The following is a 24,416-nucleotide window of genomic DNA, read 5'->3' on the forward strand; positions in this document are numbered from 1 at the left end:
GGGGCGGGGTGCGGGTCAGGATTCCTTCACCGCGATGCTCTCCACGGTGTTGGCCACGTGCTCGAAGGCGTCGGCGGCGGCCTCCAGCTCCTCGATGACGTCCTTGAGTTTGAGCACGGTCAGGGCGTCGTACTCGCCGCTGAACAGGTGGGCGAGGAGGCGCCGGTAGATCTGGTCGGCCTGGTTCTCCAGCTGGTTGATCTCGATCCAGTAGCGGGTGAGGTCCTTCATCGAGCGCAGCCGGGGCATGGCCTCGGAGGTCAGCTCGGCGGCACGCTCCAGCACCTCGACCTGGTCGATGATCCCCTTCGGCAGCCGGTCGAGCCGGTACAGGCCGATGAGGTCGACGGCGGCCTCCATGGAGTCCATCACGTCGTCCAGGCAGGAGGCGAGCCGGTAGATGTCCTCGCGGTCGAAGGGCGTCACGAAGCTCTCGTTGAGCCGCCGCATGATGGCGTGGGTGCGTTCGTCGCCGGCGTGCTCGCAGGCGCGCATCTTCTCGGAAATGGCGTCGCGGTCGGCGCCGTCGCTGATCAGCTCCACCAGCAGTCGGGCGGCAATGACGAGGTTGTTCGCCGAGTCGGCGAACATCTCGTAGTAGGTGTCATCACGCGGAGTCAGGCGCAGACGCACATCCATCTCCCGAAGTGCGGTGATCGTCCGTGAGGATGCTATGGGCACTAATCGGGCAAAAAGGTCACGACTTCGGCACGAGCGCGCCCGGGCGGTACCCCGCCGCCGTGCCCCGGGGGTGTTTCACTCCTTGTTCACATGGACTGCGCCAACGGCAGCGAAAACCGACGTAGCGGAGCAATCATCCTAACCGTTCCACCCCAGGTCCACCGGTGGCGCCGTCGGCACCGGCGGCACGCCTACCCGCGCGGGAAGTTCGCGAACGGGACGTAAATCACAGCGGAACAACCGTCCCCTGGACCGACGCGGCCCCCCTCTCCCCGCGGCGACACCAGAGGTTCACCTCGGCGCACCGACATGTTCGTCTGTTCGTTCCCAGCGCCAGTGTCCTCGTCCGGGGCGGCGCGGGCAAGCTCCGCGCCGAGAACAGGCCGATCCACCGGTCCCGCACCGGACCCCCGGCCGATCCCCGCCGCGCCCCGCCCCGGACCGGCGCGCTCGGTAGGGTTCGGGGCATGCCGGCCAGGACCACCGCCGCCCAGCGCCGCCGCGCGGCGCTGCGCACCGCGCTCGACGCCCAGCTCGCCGCCCTGGGCGAGCCGCCCTACGCGGGCCCCGACCGCCCCTCCGCCGTCCTGATCGCCTGCGCCGACGCGGTGCTGCGCGCCCGCGCCGCCGGGCACGCGCCCGAGCGCGCCGCCGTCCGCGCCGCCGTCCGGGGCACCCTGGACGAGCTCGCCGCGCGCGCCCCGGGCCACAGCCTGGAGGTGCGCGTGCCCCCGTTCGGGGCCGTGCAGGTGGTCGAAGGGCCGCGGCACACGCGCGGCACCCCGCCCGGGGTGGTCGAGACCGACCCGGCAACCTGGCTCGCCCTCGCCATGGGCCGGACGCCCTGGTCCGAGGCCGTCGCCGGGCACGCCGTCACGGCCAGCGGCGTCCGCGCCGATCTGGGCCCGCTGCTGCCCCTGTGGCCGTCCCCGTGACCCGTTCCCTGAGATCAGGCACTAAGCTGGGCAGCGTGTCGCATCCCGACGGCCGGCTCACCATGGACATCGATCCTCTCGAACGCGGTCCGCAGGACGCCTGCGGGGTGTTCGGGGTCTGGGCTCCCGGCGAAGAAGTCAGCAAGCTCACCTACTTCGGCCTCTACGCGCTGCAGCACCGCGGGCAGGAGTCCGCGGGCATCGCCCTCAGCGACGGCGAGCGCATCGTCGTCTACAAGGACATGGGGCTCGTCTCCCAGGTCTTCAACGAGGGCATCCTCGACTCCCTGCGCGGGCACCTCGCCATCGGCCACTGCCGCTACTCCACCACCGGCTCCCCGGTCTGGGAGAACGCGCAGCCGACCTTCTACACGGCGCGCGAGGGCGGGCTGGCGCTCGGCCACAACGGCAACCTGATCAACACGCCCGAACTCGCGGCCATGCTGCCCAGCGAACGGCGCGGCGCCACCACCGACACCGAGGTCCTCACCAGCCTGCTGGCCGACAACCCCGACCGCAGCACCGAAGAGGCGGCCATGGAGCTGCTGCCCCAGGTGCAGGGCGCGTTCTCCCTCGTCTTCATGGACGAGACCACCCTCTACGCCGCCCGCGACCCGCAGGGCATCCGCCCGCTCGTCCTGGGCGCCCTGGGCGACGGCTGGGTGGTCGCCAGCGAGACCGCCGCCCTCGACATCGTCGGCGCCACCATGGTCCGCGAGATCGAGCCCGGCGAGCTGCTCACCATCGACGAGCGCGGCGTGCGCTCCAGCCGCTTCGCGCCGGCCGCCCCCAAGGGCTGCCTGTTCGAGTACGTCTACCTCGCCCGCCCGGACACCACCATCGCGGGCCGCAACGTCAACACCACGCGGGTCGAGGTCGGCCGCCGGCTGGCCCGCGAGGCCCCGGTCGAGGCCGACCTGGTCATCCCGGTGCCGGAGTCCGGCACCCCCGCCGCGGTCGGCTACGCCGAGGGCAGCGGCATCCCGTTCGCCCAGGGGCTCGTGAAGAACTCCTACGTCGGGCGCACGTTCATCCAGCCCAGCCAGACCCTGCGCCAGCTCGGCATCCGGCTCAAGCTCAACCCGCTGCGCGACGTCATCGCCGGCAAGCGCCTGGTCGTGGTGGACGACTCCATCGTCCGCGGCAACACCCAGCGGGCGCTGGTGCGCATGCTGCGCGACGCCGGCGCCGCCGAGGTGCACGTGCGCATCTCCAGCCCGCCGGTCCTGTGGCCGTGCTACTACGGCATCGACTTCGCCACCAAGCAGGAGCTGATCGCCGGCAACCTGTCGGTCGACGAGATCCGCGCGTCCATCGACGCCGACTCGCTGGCCTACATCTCCCTCGGCGAGCTGGTCGAGGCCACGACCGTGCCCAAGGACCGGTTGTGCCGCGCCTGCTTCGACGGCGAGTACCCGATCGAGGTCGACGAGGGCGCCCGCGGCAAGTACCTGCTGGAGAAGAACTGCGGCACCCCCCGCACCCCGCCGCTCGTCTCCGGACGGAAGTAGCCCGCCGGTCCCGGGGCACCGCCCCGGGACCCTCCCGCGCCCCGCGCCGCCGCGGCACCGCGTTCCGCGGCGCGGGCACGAACATCTGAGAGGTCTCCCCGTGCCAGAGGGCAACCAGGGTACCGGCCGCACCCCGGCGTACGCCGCCGCCGGCGTCGACATCGCCGCCGGCGAGCGCGCCGTCGACCTGATGAAGCGGCACGTCGCGCGCACCCGCCGGCCCGAGCAGGTGACCGACGCCAGCGGGTTCGCCGGGCTGTTCCGGCTCGACGTCGCGAAGTACCGGGCGCCGGTGCTGGCCACCTCCACCGACGGCGTGGGCACCAAGGTGCTCCTCGCCCAGCGGCTGGACCGGCACGCCACCATCGGCGTCGACCTGGTCGGCATGGTCGTGGACGACCTCGTCGTCAGCGGCGCCGAGCCGCTGTTCATGACCGACTACATCGCCTGCGGCCGGGTGGTGCCCGAGCGGATCGCCGAGATCGTCGGCGGCATCGCCGAGGGGTGCGCGCAGGCCGGCTGCACGCTCATCGGCGGCGAGACCGCCGAGCACCCCGGCGCCATGCGGCCCGACGAGTACGACCTGGCGGGCGCGGGCACCGGCATCGTGGAGGGCGACGCGATCCTCGGCCCCGACCGGGTGCGCGCGGGCGACACGGTCATCGCCATGGCGTCGTCCGGCCTGCACTCCAACGGGTACTCGCTGGTGCGCCGGGTGGTCGACCAGGCCGGCCTGGAGCTGGAGGACCACGTCGCGGAACTGGGCGGCGAACTGGGCGCGGCGCTGCTGGAGCCCACCCGGATCTACGCCAAGGACTGCCTGGCGCTGACCGCCGACCCCGGGGTGGAGGTGCACGCGTTCGCGCACATCACCGGGGGCGGGCTGGCCGCCAACCTGGCGCGCTCACTGCCCGCCGGGCTCGACGCGGTGCTCGACCGCGCCACCTGGAGCCCCGGGCCCGTGTTCGCGTTCCTGGCCGACCGCGGCGGGCTGTCGCGCGCCGACATGGAGGCCACGTTCAACATGGGCGTGGGCATGGCGGCGGTGGTGGCGGCCGGAACGGCCGACCGCGCGCTGGCGCTGCTGGCCGAACGCGGGGTGCCGGCGTGGACGGCCGGGGTGGTGACCGAGGGCGCCGGAACGGTGCGGCTCGATGGTGAGCACGCCTGAGGACGGGGGGAGTGGGGGCCGTCGCGAGGTGACGGCCCCGGATCCCACCCGTTCGACACACAGACAGAGCCGGTCCGCGCCGCGTACACGGTTCGCACCGGCTCTGTGTCTGTCATCGGTCCCGGTTATGCGGATGTCGCGCGCCGCCGGCGGCGGCTCGCCACGTGGGTTCAGCGAACCCCGTCCGGACGACCGGAGTCGTCGGCCGGATCGTCGCCGCCGGGATACTTGTCGGCGAGATCCGCATATCGGTCGACCAGGTCGTCGTAAGGGTCTTCATAGGTGTCGTCGGACGGACCCGTCGACGACACGTCTTCCTCAGCGACACCCAGCTCTGCCCGCAGCCGTTCAAGGTCGGTACCGCCGGAGCTGTACTTCAGCCTCCGAGCGACCTTCTGCTGCTTGGCCTTGGCTCGGCCGCGCCCCATTGGCTCGACCCCCTCAACGATTGGGTTTGGAGAAACCCCAGATGACTAGCGAAACCGCACTACCGGGCTGACGGCCGTCACCGAACTGACGACAGGCGCCAGCTTACGTACGGATACAACCGTACCCGGTTTGGACCCGACCTGCCTACGCCGCCCGTGGGTAACCGCGGGCCGCACCCGGGGCCCGGGCGTGTCACGCCAGGGCGGCACGGGCGCGCGGTGGGTGCCGCGCGCCGCGATATGTGCCACGATGCGGGCGTGCTGCCCTACACCGCCTATCTCCGGGTTTACCAACCGATCGCCGCGTTTTCGCACCGCGATCGCGCCTACTGGACAGCCTACGCGGAGTCGGCCGACCGGCCGCGCCGGGTCGGCGCGGTGGCGGCCGAGCACGACGAGAGCCTGCGGCGGCTCGTGGCCACCCCGCCCATCGCCGCGCCCCGGCTGGAGAGCGGCGACGCCTACGTGCGCCGCATGGGGGGCGACCTCTACGTGTGCCCGTGGCAGACCCGGCTGCGCTCGTGGCTGGCGCTGCGCGACTTCCGCACCGAGACCCCGGCCGCGCTGGCCGGGGCCTACGTGCCCGAGGCCGTGTCCGCCGAGGCCGAGCGCGCGTTCGAGGCGTGGCGCGACCGGGGCGAGCCGCTGCGCACCCAGATCCTGACGAGCACCTGGACCGTCCCGCTGCCGTGGTTCGCCCCGTTCGAGGCCAAGGAGCGCTGCCTGGTCCTGGACGGCGGCGCCGGTCCGGACACCGGGGGGGCGGCGCGGCCGCCGGGCCGGCCGGCGCCGTCGCCCCGCGCCCTTCTGTATGTGACCGAGATGGCACTGGCGCGCGAGCGGCTCGACCGCGCCATAGCGGTGCTGCGCGAGCACCTGGGCGACGGTGCGGCGCCGGCCGCCGCGGAGCGGCTGGACGACTGGCTGACCGGGGTGGCGCACCCGGGGGCGCTGCTGGAGCTCGACTACGGGGGCCTGGTGCGGCTGCTGGGCGACGAGGAGCTGCGGTCGGACGACTCGGTCGCGGAGGTGGCGGCGGTCGTCACGGGGCTGGAGACGGGCCAGGAGGAGCTGGCGGTGGCGATGTACCGGCGGGTGACCGAGCGGTGGAAGGCCATCCGCGCGCTGGAGCACGCCAACTGACGGTGACGGCGCCGCCCGGCCCCCGGTCGCCCGGCGGGTCCCCCGGGGCGCCCGGGAACGGTGCGCGCCACGCCGACGACCAACCTGGTGTACCAGGTTTCTTGGGCGGCGTCCGGGTTTCCGCGCATGTCAGAGGCGGATAGGTCAGGACTAGTGTCACAGTCGGCATTTACTTTGCCAAAGTTGGGCATACCGACCGATAGAGAACGGCGTAGACTGTGACCGACCCGTCACAGAGTGCACTCTGAGTAACCGGAACCCCGTGCCACGCCGCCGCTGCACGTGGCGCAGGAGGACAGCCGATGAGCAACGACCGGCACCGCCGCCGCGCCCTCCCCGCCCGCGAAAGACCTGGTCGGCGCGTTACCGGCCGGGTGCCCGCAGGAGCGCCGGACGCTTTTCCACCCGGGAGCCCGTAGCACTTTCGGCCCGCCGCATCGAGAAAAACAGGGCCGGAGAACGAAGTTTTGACCGAATACGCCACATGCCACTAAACGTGTCGCTAGAATCACTCAGCGTGACGCGCACCATGGGCGACTTTGCGACCTCCCATCCGACAAAGTCGCGTTAAGTGGTCGCGTAATCACCTCGGGTGATGCCAATATAGACCTAGAGGGCAATATTGGACATCCGGGCCAAGTGCCAGGATAAGGCTCAGGATCGGTACACAGATCCAGGAGGAGAGGCCGTACACATGTCAACTCGCACGCCCGAGGCGGAGCCCCTGTTGACCCCTGCCGAGGTCGCCACCATGTTCCGCGTGGACCCCAAGACCGTGACGCGCTGGGCGAAGGCGGGCAAGCTGACCTCGATCCGGACGTTGGGCGGCCACCGCCGCTACCGCGAGACCGAGGTCCGCGCCCTGCTGGCCGGTATCCCCAACCAGCGCGCGGAGTGATTCCTCCCGGCACGTGCCGTATCCGGGGGGATCGACCGGGGGAGCACTCCACCCCGTTCCACGAGGGCGGGCCGCCTGCTCGGGCGGCCCGCCCTCGGGCCGCCTAGAGTCCCCGGGCCCCGGGCGCGGCCGCGAGCAGCCGGCGCAGCTCCGGCCCGCCCTCCCCCATCCGGTCGGCGGGCAGGTCGTCCACCACCCGGCCCCCGTCGAGCACCACCACCCGGTCGGCCACCCGGCGCGCCACCCGCGGGTCGTGGGTCACCACCACCAGGGCGCGCCGCCCGGCGGCCGCCGCCAGCACGTCGAGCACCCGTTCCCGGGCCAGCACGTCCAGCCCGGTGGCGGGCTCGTCGGCCAGCAGGACGTCCGGCCCGACCGCCAGGGCGCGGGCGACCGCCACCCGCTGCCGCTCCCCGCCCGACAGGGTCACCGGCCGGCGCCCGGCCATCGCCTCGGGCAGCCCCACCGCCGCCAGCAGGCCGGCCACCGCCGTTGCGCGGTCGCGCTCCCCGGCGGGCAGCGCCTCGGCCACGACGTCGGCCACCCGGTAGCGCGGGTCGAACGAGGCGAGCGCGTCCTGCGGGATCCAGCCGAACCGCCTGCGGACGGCCCTGCGTTCGCGTTCGGGCGCCGCCCACACGTCGGTCCCGGCCACGGTGACCACGCCCGCCTGCGGCCGGTCCAGGGCCGCCAGGACCCCGATCAAGGTCGACTTGCCCGCCCCGCTGGCGCCGAGCACGGCCACCGCCTCCCCGGCGGCGAGGTCCAGGTCCACGCCGCGCAGCGCGGTCACCCGCCGCCCCCGGCGGCCGAGCGTCCGCTCGACCCCGCGGCACGCCACCAGCGGCGGGGGTACCGGCGGCGGGGTCACCGCGACCCCCCGATCCCGCTCGCGCGCACCAGCGCCGCGGTGAACGGGTGCCGCGGCCGCGCCAGGACGGCCGCGGCCGGCCCCTCCTCGGCGATCCGGCCGCCGTCGAGCACGGCCACCCGGTCGGCCCACCGCCCGGCGACCGCGAGGTCGTGGGTGATGACCAGGACCGCGCCGCCCGCGCCGGCGCGGGCGCGCAGCAGGTCGAGCACCCGGGCCTGGGCCACCGGGTCGAGCGCCGAGGTGACCTCGTCGGCGATGAGCAGCGGGGGGTCGAGCACGCACGCCAGCGCGATCGCCACCCGCTGCGCCTGCCCGCCGGACAGCTCGAAGGGGCGGGCGGCGAGCAGCTCCTCGGGTGCGGGCAGGCCGGCCCGGCGCAGCGCGTCGACCGCGCGGGCGCGCCACCCGGACCGGGGCGTCCCGTGCGCGCGCAGCGTCTCGCGCAGGTGGACCCCCACGGTGACCGTGGGGTTGAGCGACGCCCCCGCCTCCTGGAGGACGTAGCCGATCCGGCGGCCGCGCAGCCGCCGCAGCTCGGGTTCGGGCAGCGCCAGCAGGTCGCGGGGGCGGCCGTCGCCGGTGTCGAGCACCGCGGAGCCGGCGGCGCGCACGCCCTCGGGCGGCAGCCCGGCCAGCGCCCGCGCGGTGAGGCTCTTGCCGCTGCCGCTCCGCCCCACCAGGGCCGTCACCTCACCGGCCGCCAGCCGCAGGTCGAGCCCGTCGACCACGCGCCGGCCCCCGGCCGCCACGACCAGCCCGCGGACGTCGAGCACCGGGGGGCTCACCAGGTCCGCCCCTCGGCCGCACCCCGCCGGTCCAGGCCGGTGGCGACCAGGTTCATGGCGAGGATGGTGGCGACGATGGCGGCGGCGGGCAGCGCGACGGCGTACCACTGCCCGGTGAGCAGGTGCGCGCGGGCGTCGGTGAGCAGGTTGCCCCAGCTGGGCCGGTTCGGGGGGACGCCCACGCCGAGGAAGCTCAGCGTCGACTCGGTGAGGATGGCGTGCCCGACCTCGAACGCCGCTATGGCCGCGATCGGCGGCAGCGCGTTGGGCACGAGGTGGCGCAGCAGCACCCGCGTGCGCGACAGGCCCAGCGAGGTCGCGGCGCGCACGAACGGGCGCCCGCGCAGCGCGCTCACCTCGGCGCGGGCGACCAGCGCGACGGGCATCCAGGCGGTGAGCGCGATCGCGGCCACCACGGTGCCCGGGGAGGGCCCGGCGACCGCGGCCAGCGCGAGGGCGACCAGCACCATGGGCAGCGCCAGCAGGGCGTCGGCGGTGCGGGTGACGGCGGCGTCGAACCAGCGCGGCCCCACGGCGGCGAGGGCGCCCAGCGCGGTCCCGCCGGCGACGGTCAGCGCGCCGGCGGCGAACCCGATCGCCAGCGACACCCGGGCGCCGTGCAGCAGGCGGGCGAGCAGGTCGCGGCCGAGGGCGTCGGTGCCCAGCGGGTGGCCGGGCGAGCCGGGCGGCAGCCCCACCGCCCCGGTGTCGGTGGCCAGCGGGTCGTGCCCGGCGAGCCAGGGCGCCAGCACGGCGGCCGCGGCCAGGGCGAGCAGCACGGCGGTCCCGGCCGCGGCGCCCCGCCGGGACCCGCCGACCGGAGGCGGCCGCCACCCGGACCGGCGCAGGACGGCGAGGCCGCGGGGGCGGTCGGCGCGGGGCGCCGCCGGGGCGGCGGTCCGGCCGCCGGTGTCGTCACCCATGGCACCCCCGTTCCGCACCCCCGGCACGCCGCCGACTCTAACGCGGGGGCGGCCGCGCGCCCGGTTCCGGGCCGGACGCCGCCGCGCGGAGCGGCGGACCGGAACCGGCGCAGCGGCGTGCGGCGGGGCGGGGATCACCTACTGTTGTCGCACGGAGGAAACAGGGGGATACCAGGGATATCGCCCGGATACGGTCCCCGTGCGGCGCGGTCTCCCGGCCCCGCCGCGCCGGCCGCGCCCGTCCGGCGCGGCGCGCAGGACCGGGCGGACGACGGGGAGGGGCGGCGTGGTGAGCGGGGGTTCGGGGCCCAGCGGGTTCCAGGCGGTGCGGGAGACCAACCTGGGGGTGGTGCTGCGCGCGGTCCGCGCGCTGGCGCCATGCTCGCGCGCCGCTGTGGCGGCGGCGACGGGGCTGAACAAGACCACGGTCTCCAGCCTGGTCACCGACCTGATGGCGCGCGGCCTGGTCCGCGAGACCGGCGAGGAGGCCGCCGAGCGCCGCGTCGGCCGCCCGGGGGTGATGCTCGCGCTCGACCCGGCGACGATCGCCGCGGTGGGCGTGGAGGTGAACGTCGACTACCTGTCGGTGGTGGCGGTCGACCTGCTCGAACGCGAACTCCTCGGCGCGCACATCGACTTCGACGCGCGGGCGGCCGGGCCCGACGCGTGCGCGGGACGCATCGCCGAGGCGGTCACCGCGGCCGTCGCCGACCCCGCGCTGGCGGGGCGCGCGGTCATCGGGGCGAGCGTCGCCGTCCCGGGGCTGGTCGACGCGCCGTCGGGGACGGTCACCCGGGCGCCCAACCTGGGCTGGCACGCCTACCCGCTGCGCGAGCGGCTGGTGGCGCGGCTGGCCGGGACGGGTGCGGCCGAGGTGCCGGTGCGCGTCGACAACGACGCCAACCTGGGCGCGGTCGCGGAGTTCCGGGCCGGGCACCTGGCGCGCACGCCCGACCTGGTGTACCTCACGGGCGAGGTCGGGATCGGCGCCGGGGTGCTGCTCAACGGGGAGCTGGTGCGGGGGTCCACGGGGTTCGCCGGGGAGATCGGGCACGTCCGCGTCGCCCCCGACGGCCCGGAGTGCGCGTGCGGGCGGCGCGGCTGCCTGGAGGCGGTCGCGGGGGTCGAGGCGGTGCTGCGGCGGGCGGTCCCGGACCGGGCGCCCGAGGGCCCGCTGTCGGGGACCGAGATCGGGGAGCTGGTGCGGACCGCGGTCGAACGCGCCGAGGCCGACGACCCCACCGCCGTGGCCGCGCTGCGCGACGCCGGGGGCTGGCTGGGCCGGGGCGTGGCCGTCCTGGTCAACCTGCTCGATCCGAAGGCGGTGGTGCTGGGCGGGTACTTCGTGCCGCTGGCGCCGTGGCTGCTGCCGGAGTGCCGGGCGGCGGCGGGCGCCGACGCGTTCGCCGCCGACGGCGGGTGCCGGATCGAGGCGTCCGCGCTGGGGCTGAGCGCCGCCGCGACGGGCGGCGCGGTCGGCCTCATCCACGCCCTGGACAGCGGCCGCCTCCCCCTGCCCGCCCCTCACCGCGAGCCCGCCCGCGCCTGACCGCCCACGCCCCGCTCATCGGCGCCCTGCTCATCGGCGGGGCCCCGACCCCGGCATGTCCGCGCCGCCGGCCCGGAGCGCCGGGGCGGCCCGCCGCCGACCCGTACCGGTCCCCCCGACGGCGCCGCCTTCCCCAAGGGCCGGACGTCGCGCCGACCGTTCCCCTGCCGCCGCCACGACCCGGGGCACCACCGACTACCCGCACCCCGCGCATCAGCGGACCCCCACCCCGGCGCGTCCGCGCCGCCGGGGGCCGGGGCGCCGGGACGGTCCGCCGCCGACCCGTACCGGTCCCACCGGCCGCGCCGCCTTCCGCACGGGGAGGGCGCCGCAGACCGGCCCGGCGGGGTGCGGGTCAGGCGGGGGTGAAGGCCAGGGTGGCCACCGCCGTGTCGGGGGTCTCGAACACCAGGTAGACGTCGCGCAGCCCGGTGGCGCCGGTCAGGTCCGCCGCCACCCCGGTGAACGCGAAGCGGTCCGGGTCGGCCGGGACGGCCCAGGAGCCGGCCACCGGACCGCTGATGGGGTCGTCCAGGCGGAGCACCACCGTGCCGCCGTCCGGGGCGTTGGCGGTGATCCGGCAGCGGGCGGCGCCGGCGCCGAGGTCGGTGTCGCGGAACGCCGCCCACGCCGCGGGTTCGGCGGAGCGGACGGCGTCGCCCCGGTCCGGGGCCGCCGGGCAGTGCAGCACCCCGTGGTACTCGTCGTGGGTGGCCGCCGGCCAGGGCCGGGTGAACGGGTCGCGCGGCGGCACCGCCTCCCCGGGGACGGTGAGCGGGGCACACACCCGGATGTCCTTGGCGGACCGCCCCACCTGCACCTTGCGGGGGGCGTCCTCCACGACGAACCGCTCGCGGGCGGCGTCCCAGTGGGCGAGGTCGGCGACGTCGAAGGCGACGGCCACCCGCCGGCTCTCCCCCGGCTCCAGGCGGACCCGGGTGAACCCGCGCAGCTGCCGCAGCGGCTGCTTGACCCGCGACCGCCGCTGCCGGGTGTAGCACTGGACGACCTCCTCGGCGGGGCGGTCGCCGGTGTTGGCGACGGTGACGCGCACCGTGACCCGGCCGCCGCCGACCTCCACCGCGCAGTCGGCGTAGTTGACCTCGGTGTAACCCAGGCCGTGCCCGAAGGGGTACAGCGGGTCGCCCAGGTAGTAGAGGTAGGTGGCGTCGGCGGCGATGACGTCGTAGTCGAGCAGGTCGGGCAGTTCGGTGACCGACCGGTACCAGGTCTGGGTGAGCCGCCCGGCGGGTTCGGCGTCGCCGAAGAGGACGTCGGCGAGCGCCCGCCCGTACTCCTGGCCGCCGTGGGCGGACCAGCAGACGGCGGGGACGTGCGCGTCGGCCCAGGTGACGCCGAACGGGTACCCGCTGGTGAGCACGAGCACGGTGGCCGGGTTGGCGGCGTGCACGGCGCGCAGCACCGCCTCCTGGGCGGCCGGCAGGTCGAGGTCGCGGCGGTCCTCGGTCTCGCGCCCGTTGACCAGCGGGTGGTCCCCGGCGACGACCACCGCGACGTCGGCGGACGCGGCCGCCGCAGCGGCCTCGGCGGCCCCGCTGCGCAGCACGTCGACGGTGAACGCGGCCGCCGCGTCGGCGTCCTCGGCCAGCCGGAGCACCCCGTCGTCCGCGACCGCCACGTAGTGGCCGGTGGCGATGTGGAAGAGCACCACGGACCCGTCGGGCCGCTCCTGGAACCGGAAGGTCTGGCGGACCTCCCACCCGTTCGGTCCGGGCTGGTCGTTGACGAGGGTGCCGTCGGCCCCCTCGGAGACGTAGCGGCCGTCGGCGGCGGCCCGCAGCGCGTAGGCGCCGCCCCAGTCGAACAGGTCGAACGCGACGGAGGCGCCGGACGGCCCGGTGGCGGGCGCCCCGGTGAGCCGGAGCGGGGCGCCGTCGGCGCCCGCGGTGACGTGGCCGCCGCCGCTGCGCAGGGCGATGCGGTCGACGCCCTCGCAGAACACGGTCGCGGTGCGCGCGCCGATGCCGTCGAGGGCGGTGACGGCGTAGGGCAGCGTGCCGCTGTACCAGTCCTCCTGGACGGTGTCGGCGAGCTGGCCGACGACGGCGACCCGCCGGGGCGCGGCCAGCGGCAGCAGCCCGTCGTTCTTGAGCAGGACCAGGGAGCGGCGGGCGGCCTCGCGGGCGAGCGCCCGGTGCGCCGGGGTGTCGACGGCGTCGGGGTCGGCGGCGGGCGGCGGGGCGGGGTCGAACTCGCCGAGGCGGAACCGCACGGTGAGCACGTGGCCGGCGGCGCGCTCGATGTCGGCCGGGTCGAGCAGGCCGCGGTCGACGGCGGCGCGCAGGTGGCCGAGGGTGGCGGCGGCGCGCTCGTCGTCCTGCGTGAAGCTGTCGAGCCCGGCGCGGACGGCGTGGGCGTAGGCCGTGGGCAGGTCGGGGTGGTAGTGCTGCTCGTTGACGAGGTTGGCGGGCGCGTAGGCGTCGCTGACGACGAGCAGGCCGCCGGGCGCGGCGGGGCGCAGGACGTCCTCGATGAGCGGGCTGAGGTGGGCGGGCCGGCCGTTGACCAGGTTGTAGGCCGGCATGACGGCGACGGCGGCGCCCGAGCGCAGCGCGGGCAGGTGGGCGGGCAGCTCGTACTCGCGCAGCACCCGCGGCGGCAGGTTGCTGGAGGTGGTGCAGCGCCCGGTCTCGTTGTTGTAGGCGAGGAAGTGCTTGAGGGTGGGGGCGGTCCGGAGCCGGTCGGGGTCGTCGCCGGCCAGGCCGCGGGCGTAGGCGGTGGCCATGACCCCGGTGAGCCAGGGGTCCTCGGCGTAGCCCTCCTCGTTGCGGCCCCAGCGGGGGTCGCGCAGCGGGTTGACGACGGGCGCCCACACGTTGCGGCCGGCGCCCCGGGGGTCCTTGGCGTGGTAGGCGAGGACCTCGTCGGCGGTGGCGGCGCCGACCCGGCGGACGAGGTCGGGGTCCCAGGTACTGGCCAGGCCGACGGCCTGCGGGAACACGGTCGCCGGGCCGAGCCAGGCGACGCCGTGCAGGGCCTCGGTGCCGGTGCGGAAGGGGCCCACGCCGAGCCGCTCGACGGGCGCCTGGTACTGGTGCAGCAGCCCGATCCGCTCGTCCAGGGTGAGGCGGCCGAGCAGGTCGGCCACGCGTTCGGCGAGCGGGCGGGCGGGGTCGCGGAAGGGGGCGGTCCCGGAGTCGGTCATCTACGCGTCCCGTCTGTCGCGGTGGTCACGGACGGCGGCAGCGCGGCGCGCTCCGCTGCGCGGGCGGCGGCGGGCGCCGTCCCGGTGAGGCCGAGGGGGGAGCGGCCGCCGCGTGCGGGCGCCGCGCCGTCGGGGTCGCCGGGCAGCCGCCCGGACTCGACGGCGTCGAGGATGCGGGCGGTGGCGCCCAGGGCGGGGGCGTCGAGGCCGAGGGTCGACGCGGCGAGCCGGCTGCCGCCGTGCTCGGCGGTGATGGCGCGGTGGCGCAGTTCGGCGGTCGCCGCGGGCAGCAGCCACGGGGCGAACCGGGCGTAGTGGCCGCCGAGGACGACCACGCGCGGGTCGAGCACGTTGGCGAGGACGGCGACGCCCGCGCCGAGGTCGCGGCCCGCCGCGCCCAGGGCGGCGAGGGTGGCGGCGTCGCCGGCGCGGGCGCGGGCGGTGATCTCGTCGATGAGGGGTTCGACCTCGGCGATCGGCGGCCGGCCGCCGGCGTCGGGGGTGTGCGGGTCGGCGCCGGCGCGGCGCAGGACGGCGCCGATGCCGGCGACCGCCTCCATGCAGCCGCGCCGCCCGCAGCGGCAGGGCGGGCCGCCGGGGTCGACGGGCAGGTGCGCGATCTCCCCGCTGTAGCCGGAGCCGCCGGGGCGCAGCGCGCCGTCCACGACGAGCCCGGCGGCGAGGTCGCCGCCGCCGGTGAGGTAGACGAGGTCGGCGGTGCCGGCGTGGGCGCCGAACCGGTACTCGGCGAGCACCCCGAAGTCGGCGTCGTTGCCGACCTCGACGTGCAGCCCGGCGATGCGCAGCGCGGCGGCGAGGTCGCGGGCGAAGTCGGCGTCGCGCCAGGCCCGCGCCGGGGCGCCCGCGGCCGCGCCGAGGGTGCCGGGCAGGGCGACGGCCAGGCCGAGGACGCGGCGGCCGTCGCGTTCGGCGCGGGCGACGACGCGGCGGGTGAGGGCGGCCACCGCGGTGACGGCCCGGGGCGGCGCGGAGGCGGCGCCGGGCAGGGCGCGCCGCCAGGAGAGCACGACGCGGCCGGCGATGTCGACGGCGACGGCGGTGAGGTAGTCGGCGCCGACCTCGACGCCGATGGCGGCGTAGGAGGCGCCGTCGAGGGCGAGCATGACGGCGGGCCGGCCGACGCGGTTGCCCGCGGTGCCGACCTCGCGCAGCAGGCGCCGCTTGAGCAGTTCCGACACGAGGCTGGACACGGTGGTCTTGTTCAGGCCGGTGGCGGCGGCGACGTCGGCGCGCGAGCAGGGGGCCTGCTCGCGCACGCAGCGCAGCACCACCGCGAGGTTGGTGCTGCGGACGTCGGCCGCGTCCACGCGGTGGGGGTCCCTGGAGGGTGTGATCACGTATCCGCCCCGCTCCCGGTGCTCCGGGGACCGGGCCGCACGGCACGTCTTGTGGGCCAGGTCACCGTGAAGTAGTTTGTTTGTCTAGACGGCAAACTAATTCTAGGCGCACCGCCCGCGACTTTCCTACCCCCCGACGGACCCCGTCCGCGTTCAGCGAAGGACGTGCCATGCCGAGAGATCCCCGCCCCCGCCCCCTGCTCGACCGCCGCCGGTTCCTCGGCCTCGCCGGCGCCGGCACCGCGGCCGCCGCCACCGGCGGCCTGCTCGCCGGCTGCGCGCCCGACGGGCCGCGCCCGGGTGCGGGGTCGGCCGCGGCCGCCGACCGGCTCGACGACCTCATCCCGCGGTACATCCCGTTCGAGGGCCCCGCCCCCGACATCCCCGGTGTCGACGGCGCGCCGGACGCCTACACGTCCTTCCCCCGGATGATCGACGCGATCGGGGGGCCGCGCGGGTCCGGCGGCTCCTACACCGCCATGACCCCCCTGTGGGGGCCGGTGCCGCCGGGCCTCGGCGACAACTCCCACTACGACCTGATGAACCGGGAGTTCGGCACCACCGTCGAGTTCAACTTCCAGGACGGCAACACCATCATCGACAAGCTCAACGCGGTCATCGCGGGCGGCGACGTCGCCGACGTCACGATGATCCCCGACTGGCTCGTCGGCCTGATCCCCAACTTCGACCGGGCCGCCGACCGGCTGTTCGCCGACCTCACCCCACTGCTGGCGGGCGACGCCGTCGAGCCCTACCCCATGCTCGCCAACCTGGCGGGCGACGCCTGGAAGTGGGGCGTCTTCAACGAGCGGCTCCAGGGCGTGCCGTGGCCGTCCAACCCGTTCGCCGAGTGGTTCCTGTACCGCGCCGACCTGTTCGCCGAACTGGACCTGCCGCTGCCCACCACCGCCGACGAGTTCCTCGCCGTCGGCGAGGAGATCAACGACCCCGACGGCAACCGGTGGGCGTTCGGCGACTTCTACCGGGTGATGCGGCAGGTGTTCGGCGCCCCGCGCGAATGGCGCTACGCCGAGGGCCGGCTCGTCCACCAGGTGGAGACCCCCGAGTTCGCCGCGAGCGTGGAGTTCCTGCGCCGGGTCTACGACGCCGGGCTGGTGCACCCGGACATCGCCGCCGGCGGCACCAACAACAAGGAGCTGCTCAACTCCGGGCGGATCCTGGTCGACCAGGACGCCGTCAGCGCGATCACCGAGGCCTACCAGGCGGTCCTCGCGGACGACCCCGGCTTCCGGCTCGCCCTGCTCCCCGTGTTCGGCCACGACGGCGGCGCCCCCGACATGCACCGCAACAGCCCCTCCGAGCACTGCGTGTTCCTGCGCAAGGACCTGGCCGAGGACGCGCAGCGGGAGCTGCTGACCGTCCTCGACTACTGCGCCGCCCCGTTCGGCACCGAGGAGTACATGAACTACCGGTACGGCACCGAGGGCGAGCACTACGAGTTCCGCGACGGCGCCCCGCAGCTCACCGAGCTCGGCCAGCAGGAGGTCGGCAACGGCTACCTGTTCCTCAGCGGGCGCCCCTCCCCCATCGTGGAGAGCCAGTACCCCGACTACGTCGAGCCGCGCGCCGCCTGGTTCAACGACGCGATCCGGTACTCCGGCGAGGACCCGTTCCAGGGCATCCGCATCCAGCGCCCCGACGCCTACGCCTCCGTCGAGACGCCCACCACCGACAAGGTCATGGACATCATCCGCGGCCGGCGCGAGGTGCGCGAACTGGAGGACGTCGTCGGCGAGTGGCGGCGCGACGGCGGCGACGAGGGACGGGCGTTCTTCGAGCAGGTCCTGCAGGACCACGGCCGTGATTAGCCACCGCCCCGGCGGCGCCGCGCCCCCGCTGCCCGGCGGGGACGCCGCGGGCGGCGGTGGGCACCGCCCCCGGCGCCCCGGCCGCCGGCCGCCCCGCCGCGCCCCGCGCCGCCGCGTACCGCTGGGCGCCCGGCTGCGCCGCGACTGGCCGCTGCTGCTGATGACCGCGCCCGCGCTGGGGCTGCTCGCGGTGTTCCACTACGTGCCCACCGCGGGCAACGTCATCGCGTTCCAGGACTACAACGTCTACGACGGGTTCCTCGGCAGCCCGTGGGTGGGGTTCGACAACTTCTTCTGGCTGTTCTCCGACGCGTCGTTCTGGCACGCCACCGGCAACACGCTGCTGATCACGGCGTTCCAGCTGGTGTTCTACTTCCCCATCCCCATCGGCCTGGCGGTGCTGCTCGACAGCGTGCTGTCGCCCCGGCTCCGGCTGCTGCTGCAGAGCGTCGTCTACATGCCGCACTTCTTCTCGTGGGTGCTCGTGGTGACGCTGTTCCAGCAGATCGTCGGCGGGGCCGGGCTCATCTCCCAGCTGCTGCGGCGCAACGGCTACGAGGCCCTGGACGTCATGTCCAACCCGGACGTGTTCCTGCTGGTCGTGACCTCGCAGGTGGTCTGGAAGGACGCCGGGTGGGGGACCATCATCTTCCTCGCGGCGCTCGCCGCCATCAACCAGAACCTGTACGAGGCCGCGGCCGTGGACGGCGCGGGCCGGTGGCGGCGCCTCTGGCACATCACCCTGCCCGGCCTGCGCCCGGTGATCGTCCTGCTGCTGATCATGCGCCTGGGCGACGCGCTCAACGTCGGCTTCGAGCAGTTCTTCCTGCAACGGGACGCGTTCGGGGCCGACGCCGCCGAGGTGCTGGACACCTTCATCTACCACCGGACGCTGACCACCGCCGCCTACAGCTACGGCGCCGCCGCCGGCCTGGTCAAGGGCGCGGTCGGGCTGGCGCTGATCCTCGTGGCCAACAAGGTCGCCCACCGCATGGGCGAGGACGGGATCTACCGACGGACATGACCACCCCGCACCCGCGCCCCGTGTGGGCGGAACCCCCCGGCCCGGCCGGCCGCGCCGGCAAGGCCGCCGCGCTGACCGCGATCGCGGCCGTCGTCCTGCTGCCCATCTACGTCGTCGTCCTCACCAGCCTGTCCCCGGCGTCGGCCGTCACCGCCGCCGGAGGGCTGGTGGTGGTGCCGCGCGGCATCTCCTTCGCCGCCTACGCCGAGCTGTTCGCCGGCGGGGTGGTGACCCGGGCGGTGCTCGTCAGCCTCGGCGTGACCGCGGTCGGCACCCTGGTCAGCCTGGCGGCGACGGTGCTGGCGGCGTACGGGCTGTCGCGCCCGACGTCGCTGTGGCACCGCCCGCTGCTGTTCGCGGTGCTGCTCACCTTCCTGTTCACCCCCGGGATGATCCCGCTGTACCTGCTGGTCAGCTCGGTCGGGCTGATCGACAGCTACTGGGCGCTGATCCTGCCCACGGCGGTCAGCGCGTTCAACCTCGTGGTGATGCGCGCGTTCTTCATGAGCATCCCGGCCGAGATCGGCGACAGCGCGCGCGCCGACGGCGCCGGCGAGTGGACCATCCTCGCCCGGCTGGTGCTGCCGATGTCCAAGGGCGTCACCGCGGTCATCGGCCTGTTCTACGCGGTCGGCTACTGGAACGCGTTCTTCAACGCGATCCTCTACATCAACGACAACCGGATGTGGCCGCTGCAGCTCATCCTCCGCCAGTACGTGCAGCAGGGCGGATCGCTGACCAGCGCGTCGGTGGTCGACACGTCGGCGAGCGCGGCGCTGCCGCCCAACCTCGCCATCCAGATGGCGATCGTGGTGGTGGCGCTGGTGCCGGTCACCTTCGTCTACCCGCTGGTGCAGCGGCACTTCACCAAGGGCGTCGTCATCGGCGCGGTGAAGGGGTAGGCCCCCGTGCCGCCCGCGTCGGCGGGCGCGGGCGGCACGGACACCGGTGCGGGGGCCGGGGCGGCGCGCCCCGGCCCCCGCATCCCGTGACGGGGCGCCCGCCCGGGTCGGGGTCGCGTCCCGGGCGGGCGGGCTCTAGGCCGCGGGCTCGCCGTAGACGATGCCGCGGCCGTTCGTGCTGACGTAGACCCGGCCGTAGACATCGGGGTCGCCGGTGATGGCGGCGCCCGTCCACGCCCACTGGTGCTCGTCGTCGTTGACGCGGGTCCAGGTGGCACCCGCGTCGTCGGACCGGAAGACGCCGCGCACCCCGTCGATGCGCGAACTCGTATAGACCGCGGGGTAGTCGGCGCCGGGCGCGGGGGCGCCGAACCCGACGGAGTCGCCCTCGTCCACCCCGGCGACGGGGGTGAACGTGGCCCCGGCGTCGGTGGAGCGCCACATGCCGTAGGCGTCGCCGGTGCCGCCGGCCAGCCAGACGTCGCCCGCGTGCCCGGGGGCGGCGGCGAACCGGACGTTCCCCTGGGCGGGCAGGCCGCCGGCCGGGGACGCGGTGAACGACGCCCCGCCGTCGGTGCTCGTGTAGAACGTGCCGCCGGAGAAGGCGTAGAAGGTGTCGGGGTCGGCCCGGTCGGCCTCGACCCGCGCCCCGGCGGGCACCCCGGTCGCGGCCCGCCAGGAGGAGCCGTGGTCGGTGGAGACGTGCACGCCGGTGCCGTCGGGGCTCCACACGATGGAGGAGGCGTCGGCGGCGACGGCGACCGTGCCGGGGCCGGTGACCCCGCCGGGCTCCTGGCCGGCCCACCAGTCCGCGCCCCCGTTGGTGGAGATCGCGATGCGGGACACGCCCTCGCCGGTGCCGACGCGGACGAAGGTGTCCGGCGCGAGCTCGGCGAAGTCGAGCGCAGCGGTGGAGCCGTGGAACGGCTGGGTGTGCATGAGGTCGGGGGCGGTGTCCAGGTCCTCGTGCCGGAACCCGCCGATGTCGGCCATGGCCGAGACGAGGGGCACGCCGCCCGGCGGCGCCGCGAGGTCGTTGACGGCGGTCTCCTCGATGCCCTGGGCCTTGACCTCGATGGTGAACGCCTCGTCGCGGTCCCACGCGGTGAGGTCGTCGGTGCCGTAGAGGGTGGCGCCGGTGCCGTAGAGGAGCCGGTCGGAGTCGAACGGGTCGATCTCCATGGCCTGGGTCATCCAGCCGAGCTTGGGCGCGGTCTCGGGGGGCGCCGGGTTGGCGCCGAACGTGAGCCACGGAGAGGCCGAGATATCCATTTCGTACCTGTTCTCGCGCGTGGGATAGGAGGTGTACTCCCACGCCTGCGTCCAGGTCTGCCCGCCGTCGGTGGTGCGGTAGAACTGCGCGTCCGGCCACCAGGAGATCTGGGTGCTCACCATCAGGGTGTCGGGGTCCTGCCGGTCGATGGTCAGGCCGCCGTAGCCGAAGTGGTTGTCGGCGGAGTCGGAGGGGACGGGGCTGACGTTGGTCCACTCGCCGCTGGCGGTGTCGAGCCGCCACACGTCGCCGCTCTCCCCGTCGTAGGGGCCGCCGGTGGTGCTGGTGGCGATGTAGAGCCGCCCGTTCTCGTGGTCGACGAGGCCCTCGATCGGCAGGTGGCCGGTGGGCTGGCCGGGCACCCGCTCCCAGGTGGCGCCGGCGTCGGTGCTGCGGTAGACGCCGTTCTCGGTGTCGCCGACGCCCACGTAGACGTCCTGTGTCCGCGACCCGGGCGAGCCGCTGCCCTTGTCGAAGGCGACCCAGGTGACGCCGAGTTCGTCGCTGAGGTACCCGGAGGCGTCGCCCGGGTCCTGCACCCAGTCGCCGGGGTTGGGGAACGACGCGACCTCCGACCAGGTGGCGCCGTGGTCGGTGCTGCGCCACAGGCCGTGCCCGCTGGGGGCGCCGAGGTAGAGCACGCTGTTGTCGTTGGGGTCGATCGCCAGCCGCTCGATGCCGCGGCCGGGCATGTTGCCGCCCAGCTTGAACGGCAGTTCGGTGGCGTCCCAGGTCTCCCCGCGGTCGGTGGAGCGCAGGATGGCGCCGTTGTCGGGGTCCCAGTCGTTGGTGTAGGACCCGGCGGCGATGTAGACGCGGTCGGGGTCGACCTCGTCGGTGGCGAGCCCGGCCACGCCGGTCAGGCCCCAGTCGTCCCAGCCCACCCAGTCCAGCAGCGGGGTCCACCGCTCGGTGCCGGGGTCCCACCGGTAGGCGCCGCCGACGTCGGTGCGCGCGTACACCAGGTCGGGCTCGGACTGGTTGAACACGATGCCGGGGACGTAGCCGCCGCCGACGACCTCCACGTTGTCCCAGGTGTAGGCGGTGTCGGCGGCGGCGGCGGTGGGGGCGGACGCCGCGACGGTGAGGGAGGCGGCCAGCGCCGCTGCGGCCGCACCGGCCGCCGCGCGCCGTCCGCGCCCCGGTGGGCGCGGGAGAGGGGGATGGGGTGCCGTTGTCACATCAGACTCCTCGGTGAGGGCACTCGGAATACTGCTGTCGCGGCCTCACGAATTAGTTTCGACTCCCAACCAACGAACGTCAACGGGTGCTCTCCCCGCGCGTCCGGCGGGCCGGGAGGGGGATCTCCACGGTGGCCGGGTCGGGGGTCAGGGTGCGGACGCGGACCGCGCCGCCCGGGGCGGTCAGCCGGACGCGGCGCGGGGCGGCCGCCGCGAGGGTCGCCGTGACCGCGTCCGGCGTCCAGGACAGGCGGTGCACGGCGATGCCGCCCCGGGCGCGCAGCCCGCGCACCTCGCCCTCCGGCCAGGCGGCGGGCAGCGCCGGGAGCAGGTCGATCCGCCCCTCGGCCGAGCCGAGCAGCATCGCGGCCACCACGGCCGGGAGGCCGCCGCAGATGTCCACGTTGAACAGCGCCCCGCGGTTGTGCGTCGACACCAGGGTGGGCCGCCAGTAGCGGGCCGCCATCAGCTCGACGGCCGCCAGCGCCTCGCCGGCCAGGCCCAGCCGGGCCGCGGCGAGCCCGAGCTGGGCCAGGCCGAACGCCATCTCGTCGGACCCCTGGCCGCGCCACCAGGCGAGCCGGGCCCGCACCGCGCGCACCGCGGCGGCGTGCAGCCGGGGGTCGGCGAACGCCGGGTCGCGCTCGTACCAGAGCGGGAACAGGTGCGAGGCGTGCCGGTGCGCGTGCCGGTCGCGCTGCTCGACCGGGCCCGCCGGGGCCGCCCACTCGGCGAGGACGCCGTCGGCGCCCACCCGGTAGCCGGGCAGTCGGGCGGCGAGGCGGGCCCACCGCCGCGCGCCGGGCAGCCCCAGCACCCGGTGCGCGCGCAGCAGGTTGCGGACCAGGTCGCGGACCGCGGCGACGTCCATGGTGGCGTTGGCGCAGGCCTGCGCGTCGGTGCCGCCGGGCGTGTTCTCCGGCGAGTAGGACGGGACGAAGCCGTCGGCGGCGAGGAAGTCCTCGTGGAACTCGGCGGCGGCGGTCAGGAACGGCAGCGCCCGGTCGCGCAGGAACACGGTGTCGCCGGTGTGGCTGAAGTGGTCGTAGTAGAGGCGGCCGAGCCAGGCCGCGCCGGCGGTCCAGCAGGTCAGGCACCACTCCTCGGTGAAGTGGTTGTGCCGGCCGTGGGTGGAGACGTGCGCGGGCACCAGGATTCCGCGGCAGCCGTAGAGGCGGCGGGCGTTCTCCGCGAAGTCGGGGGTCAGGCCGTCGACCAGGTCGAACACGCCGGTCATGAGCTCGGGGGTGCCGGTGGTGTGCAGGGCGGCGACCGCGGCGGCCAGGTTGCCGTCGAGGGTGAACCCCGACCGCCAGGGCGGGTCGTAGGCGCCGCTCCAGATGCCCTGGAGGGTCGGCGGGAGGTCGCCGCACGCGCTGATGGCGGCGTAGCGCCCGGCGTCGACCAGCCGCTCGACCAGCGCCGGGCCGGGCGGGCCGGCGAGGAGGCGGTCGGTGCCCTCGGCCGGCCCCGGCCGGGGTCCGGGCGGCCCGAGCCGGAGCCGGAACCGCCCGAACAGCTCGCCGTGCACGGCGCCGTTGCGGCGCGCCACCCGGTCGAACACGGCCCCGCCCTCCGGTGGGGCGGCCGGGACGGCGGAACCCTGGTGCGTGCCGCCCGTCGCCCCCGCCCCTCCCCCTCCGGCCCGACCGGCCGCGTCGCGGGGACGCCCGCCCGGCGTGCCGGGCCCCGTGGACGGGGCGTCCGGGCCGCTCAAGCCGTCCGGACCGTCCGGACTCTCCGGACCGTTCCGGCCGTCCGGAGCCGGGCGGGCCGCCGCCCCCGGTGCCGGTCGGGCGCGGGGCGGCGGTCCGGAGGCGGCCGGGGGCCGATCCGGCGCGGACGGATCGCCGGGCGCCTGCGGCGCGGGGGTGCCGATGGGCGGCGGGGCGGGGTCGCCGGGGCGGGCGACGTGGACCCGGGCGAGGACGGTCAGCCGGATGGCGCCGCGCACCTCGATCCCCTCGGCGACCGCACGGGCCGTCCCGCCCTCGGCGGCGACCGCGCAGACGACGGTGTACCCGGGGAGGGTGCCCGGTGGGCGGTCGGGGAAGACCGCGCGCAGCGCGAGCCGGCCGGTCGCCGCCCGCACCTCGGTGGCGACGCGGACGGGCGGCTCCCCCGGCGGCGGTTCCAGGCGCAGCACCCCGTTGAGCCCGGCGGGCCGTCCGGCCGCCCGATCGGGGACGCCGCCGCCCCGCACCGGTGGGCCGCCCCCGGCCATCGGGGCGCCCTCGGCGGAGGGGGCGCTGATCTCGGTGGCGACCAGGTCGCCGGGGCGCGCGGCGACCACCCGGTGCCGGGTGCCGTCGGCGTAGCGCTCCTCGACCACGCCGGTCCGGAAGTCGCACCGCCGGACGGCCGTCCCGCCGGGCGGCCGGTGCGGGGTGAAGGTGAGTACGGCGGCGGGGACGAGGGGGTCGATCCACCGGGTCTCCGCGTACCCCGGGTGCTCGGCGGCGGCGAACGCGGAGATGCGCCGGGCGGCCGCCCGGCCCCGCCCGCTGCGGATGAGGGCGCGGACCTCCGGCAGGATGCGGGCGGTCCCGGGAGCGGGCAGCGCCTCCGTGACGGGCAGGAACAGCCGCTCGTGCCCGAGGGTGGTCCGCGTCCCGGTCGGCCCGCCGTGGACGAGCGCGCCCTGCCGCCCGTTGCCGGTGACGAGCGCGTCCTCCCAGTCGGCGGCGGGCGTCCGGGTCGCCGCCCCGCTCCAGTCGATGGCCACGCCGCCGCCTCCCCGCTCCCTCGGGCTCCCCGGACCGCCCGGCGGGCGGCCCCGGCCCCG

18 protein-coding genes are annotated in these 24,416 nt (G+C 75.8%); 9 read left to right on the plus strand and 9 right to left on the minus strand.

Annotated features, from left to right (window positions below; genetic code table 11):
• Positions 1–15: 15 nt before the first annotated feature.
• Positions 16–633, minus strand: a complete 618-nt coding sequence (locus tag NT8_RS06735) for a DUF47 domain-containing protein (protein WP_067965426.1) — start codon at positions 631–633, stop codon at positions 16–18.
• A gap of 515 nt (positions 634–1,148) precedes the next feature.
• On the opposite strand from NT8_RS06735, the gene NT8_RS06740 reads away from it, so the two are divergent.
• The 3 genes from NT8_RS06740 (at position 1,149) to purM (ending at position 4,298) form a co-directional block, all read left to right on the plus strand.
• Entirely contained in the window at positions 1,149–1,616 is a 468-nt protein-coding gene (locus NT8_RS06740) for a sterol carrier family protein (protein WP_067965394.1), read from the plus strand.
• Between the two features lie 62 nt (positions 1,617–1,678).
• A complete protein-coding gene (gene purF, locus NT8_RS06745; RefSeq protein WP_067965427.1) occupies positions 1,679–3,127 on the plus strand; it encodes an amidophosphoribosyltransferase in 1,449 nt (482 codons plus the stop codon).
• A 100-nt stretch (positions 3,128–3,227) separates the two neighbouring features.
• Positions 3,228–4,298, plus strand: coding sequence for a phosphoribosylformylglycinamidine cyclo-ligase (purM, locus tag NT8_RS06750; RefSeq protein WP_067965395.1), 1,071 nt, complete (start codon positions 3,228–3,230; stop codon positions 4,296–4,298).
• Positions 4,299–4,468: 170 nt separating this feature from the next.
• On the opposite strand, the gene NT8_RS06755 is transcribed toward purM, so the two are convergent.
• A complete protein-coding gene (locus NT8_RS06755; protein ID WP_067965396.1) occupies positions 4,469–4,726 on the minus strand; it encodes a DUF3073 domain-containing protein in 258 nt (85 codons plus the stop codon).
• 258 nt (positions 4,727–4,984) lie between these two features.
• On the opposite strand from NT8_RS06755, the gene NT8_RS06760 reads away from it, so the two are divergent.
• Positions 4,985–5,869 (plus strand): hypothetical protein, encoded by an 885-nt coding sequence (locus tag NT8_RS06760; protein WP_067965398.1) that lies wholly within the window; start codon positions 4,985–4,987, stop codon positions 5,867–5,869.
• A gap of 694 nt (positions 5,870–6,563) precedes the next feature.
• Positions 6,564–6,767, plus strand: a complete 204-nt coding sequence (bldC, locus tag NT8_RS06765; RefSeq protein ID WP_067965399.1) for a developmental transcriptional regulator BldC — start codon at positions 6,564–6,566, stop codon at positions 6,765–6,767.
• A gap of 103 nt (positions 6,768–6,870) precedes the next feature.
• Here the strand turns inward: bldC and NT8_RS06770 are convergent, their stop codons facing one another.
• The 3 genes from NT8_RS06770 to NT8_RS06780 are packed head-to-tail and all read right to left on the minus strand — an operon-like array spanning position 6,871 to position 9,349.
• The gene (locus NT8_RS06770) at positions 6,871–7,638 is read right to left on the minus strand and encodes an ATP-binding cassette domain-containing protein (protein ID WP_084468697.1); all 768 of its coding nucleotides are present in this window, start codon (positions 7,636–7,638) and stop codon (positions 6,871–6,873) included.
• A complete protein-coding gene (locus tag NT8_RS06775; RefSeq protein WP_157515567.1) occupies positions 7,635–8,426 on the minus strand; it encodes an ATP-binding cassette domain-containing protein in 792 nt (263 codons plus the stop codon). The genes NT8_RS06770 and NT8_RS06775 overlap by 4 nt, the downstream gene beginning before the upstream one ends.
• Positions 8,423–9,349: an ABC transporter permease gene (locus NT8_RS06780; RefSeq protein ID WP_084468698.1), complete on the minus strand. Its 927-nt coding sequence runs from the start codon at positions 9,347–9,349 to the stop codon at positions 8,423–8,425. Before NT8_RS06780 ends, NT8_RS06775 begins: the two co-directional genes overlap by 4 nt.
• Before the next feature lie 289 nt (positions 9,350–9,638).
• Here NT8_RS06780 and NT8_RS06785 point away from each other — a divergent pair, with 289 nt between their 5' ends.
• Positions 9,639–10,898, plus strand: coding sequence for an ROK family transcriptional regulator (locus tag NT8_RS06785; RefSeq protein WP_067965435.1), 1,260 nt, complete (start codon positions 9,639–9,641; stop codon positions 10,896–10,898).
• Positions 10,899–11,253: 355 nt separating this feature from the next.
• On the opposite strand, the gene NT8_RS06790 is transcribed toward NT8_RS06785, so the two are convergent.
• Both NT8_RS06790 and NT8_RS06795 read right to left on the minus strand, forming a co-directional pair.
• Positions 11,254–14,064 carry a glycoside hydrolase family 3 protein gene (locus tag NT8_RS06790; RefSeq protein ID WP_067965400.1) on the minus strand — a complete coding sequence of 937 codons (2,811 nt, stop codon included), beginning with the start codon at positions 14,062–14,064 and terminating at the stop codon, positions 11,254–11,256.
• Entirely contained in the window at positions 14,061–15,392 is a 1,332-nt protein-coding gene (locus tag NT8_RS06795; protein WP_245646061.1) for an ROK family protein, read from the minus strand. Before NT8_RS06795 ends, NT8_RS06790 begins: the two co-directional genes overlap by 4 nt.
• A 200-nt stretch (positions 15,393–15,592) precedes the next feature.
• On the opposite strand from NT8_RS06795, the gene NT8_RS06800 reads away from it, so the two are divergent.
• The 3 genes from NT8_RS06800 to NT8_RS06810 are packed head-to-tail and all read left to right on the plus strand — an operon-like array spanning position 15,593 to position 19,177.
• Entirely contained in the window at positions 15,593–17,251 is a 1,659-nt protein-coding gene (locus tag NT8_RS06800; RefSeq protein WP_067965401.1) for an extracellular solute-binding protein, read from the plus strand.
• Entirely contained in the window at positions 17,247–18,275 is a 1,029-nt protein-coding gene (locus NT8_RS06805) for an ABC transporter permease (RefSeq protein WP_067965437.1), read from the plus strand. The genes NT8_RS06800 and NT8_RS06805 overlap by 5 nt, the downstream gene beginning before the upstream one ends.
• Positions 18,272–19,177, plus strand: coding sequence for a carbohydrate ABC transporter permease (locus NT8_RS06810; protein WP_067965403.1), 906 nt, complete (start codon positions 18,272–18,274; stop codon positions 19,175–19,177). Before NT8_RS06805 ends, NT8_RS06810 begins: the two co-directional genes overlap by 4 nt.
• A 135-nt stretch (positions 19,178–19,312) precedes the next feature.
• On the opposite strand, the gene NT8_RS06815 is transcribed toward NT8_RS06810, so the two are convergent.
• A complete protein-coding gene (locus tag NT8_RS06815) occupies positions 19,313–21,631 on the minus strand; it encodes an exo-alpha-sialidase (protein ID WP_281203394.1) in 2,319 nt (772 codons plus the stop codon).
• 79 nt (positions 21,632–21,710) lie between these two features.
• A complete protein-coding gene (locus NT8_RS30700; RefSeq protein WP_245646063.1) occupies positions 21,711–24,356 on the minus strand; it encodes a glycosyl hydrolase family 95 catalytic domain-containing protein in 2,646 nt (881 codons plus the stop codon).
• Between the last annotated feature and the right edge of the window lie 60 nt (positions 24,357–24,416).

Origin of the sequence: Nocardiopsis trehalosi NBRC 14201 (assembly GCF_001552555.1) — a bacterium.
Classification (GTDB): Bacteria; Actinomycetota; Actinomycetes; order Streptosporangiales; family Streptosporangiaceae; genus Nocardiopsis_B; species Nocardiopsis_B trehalosi.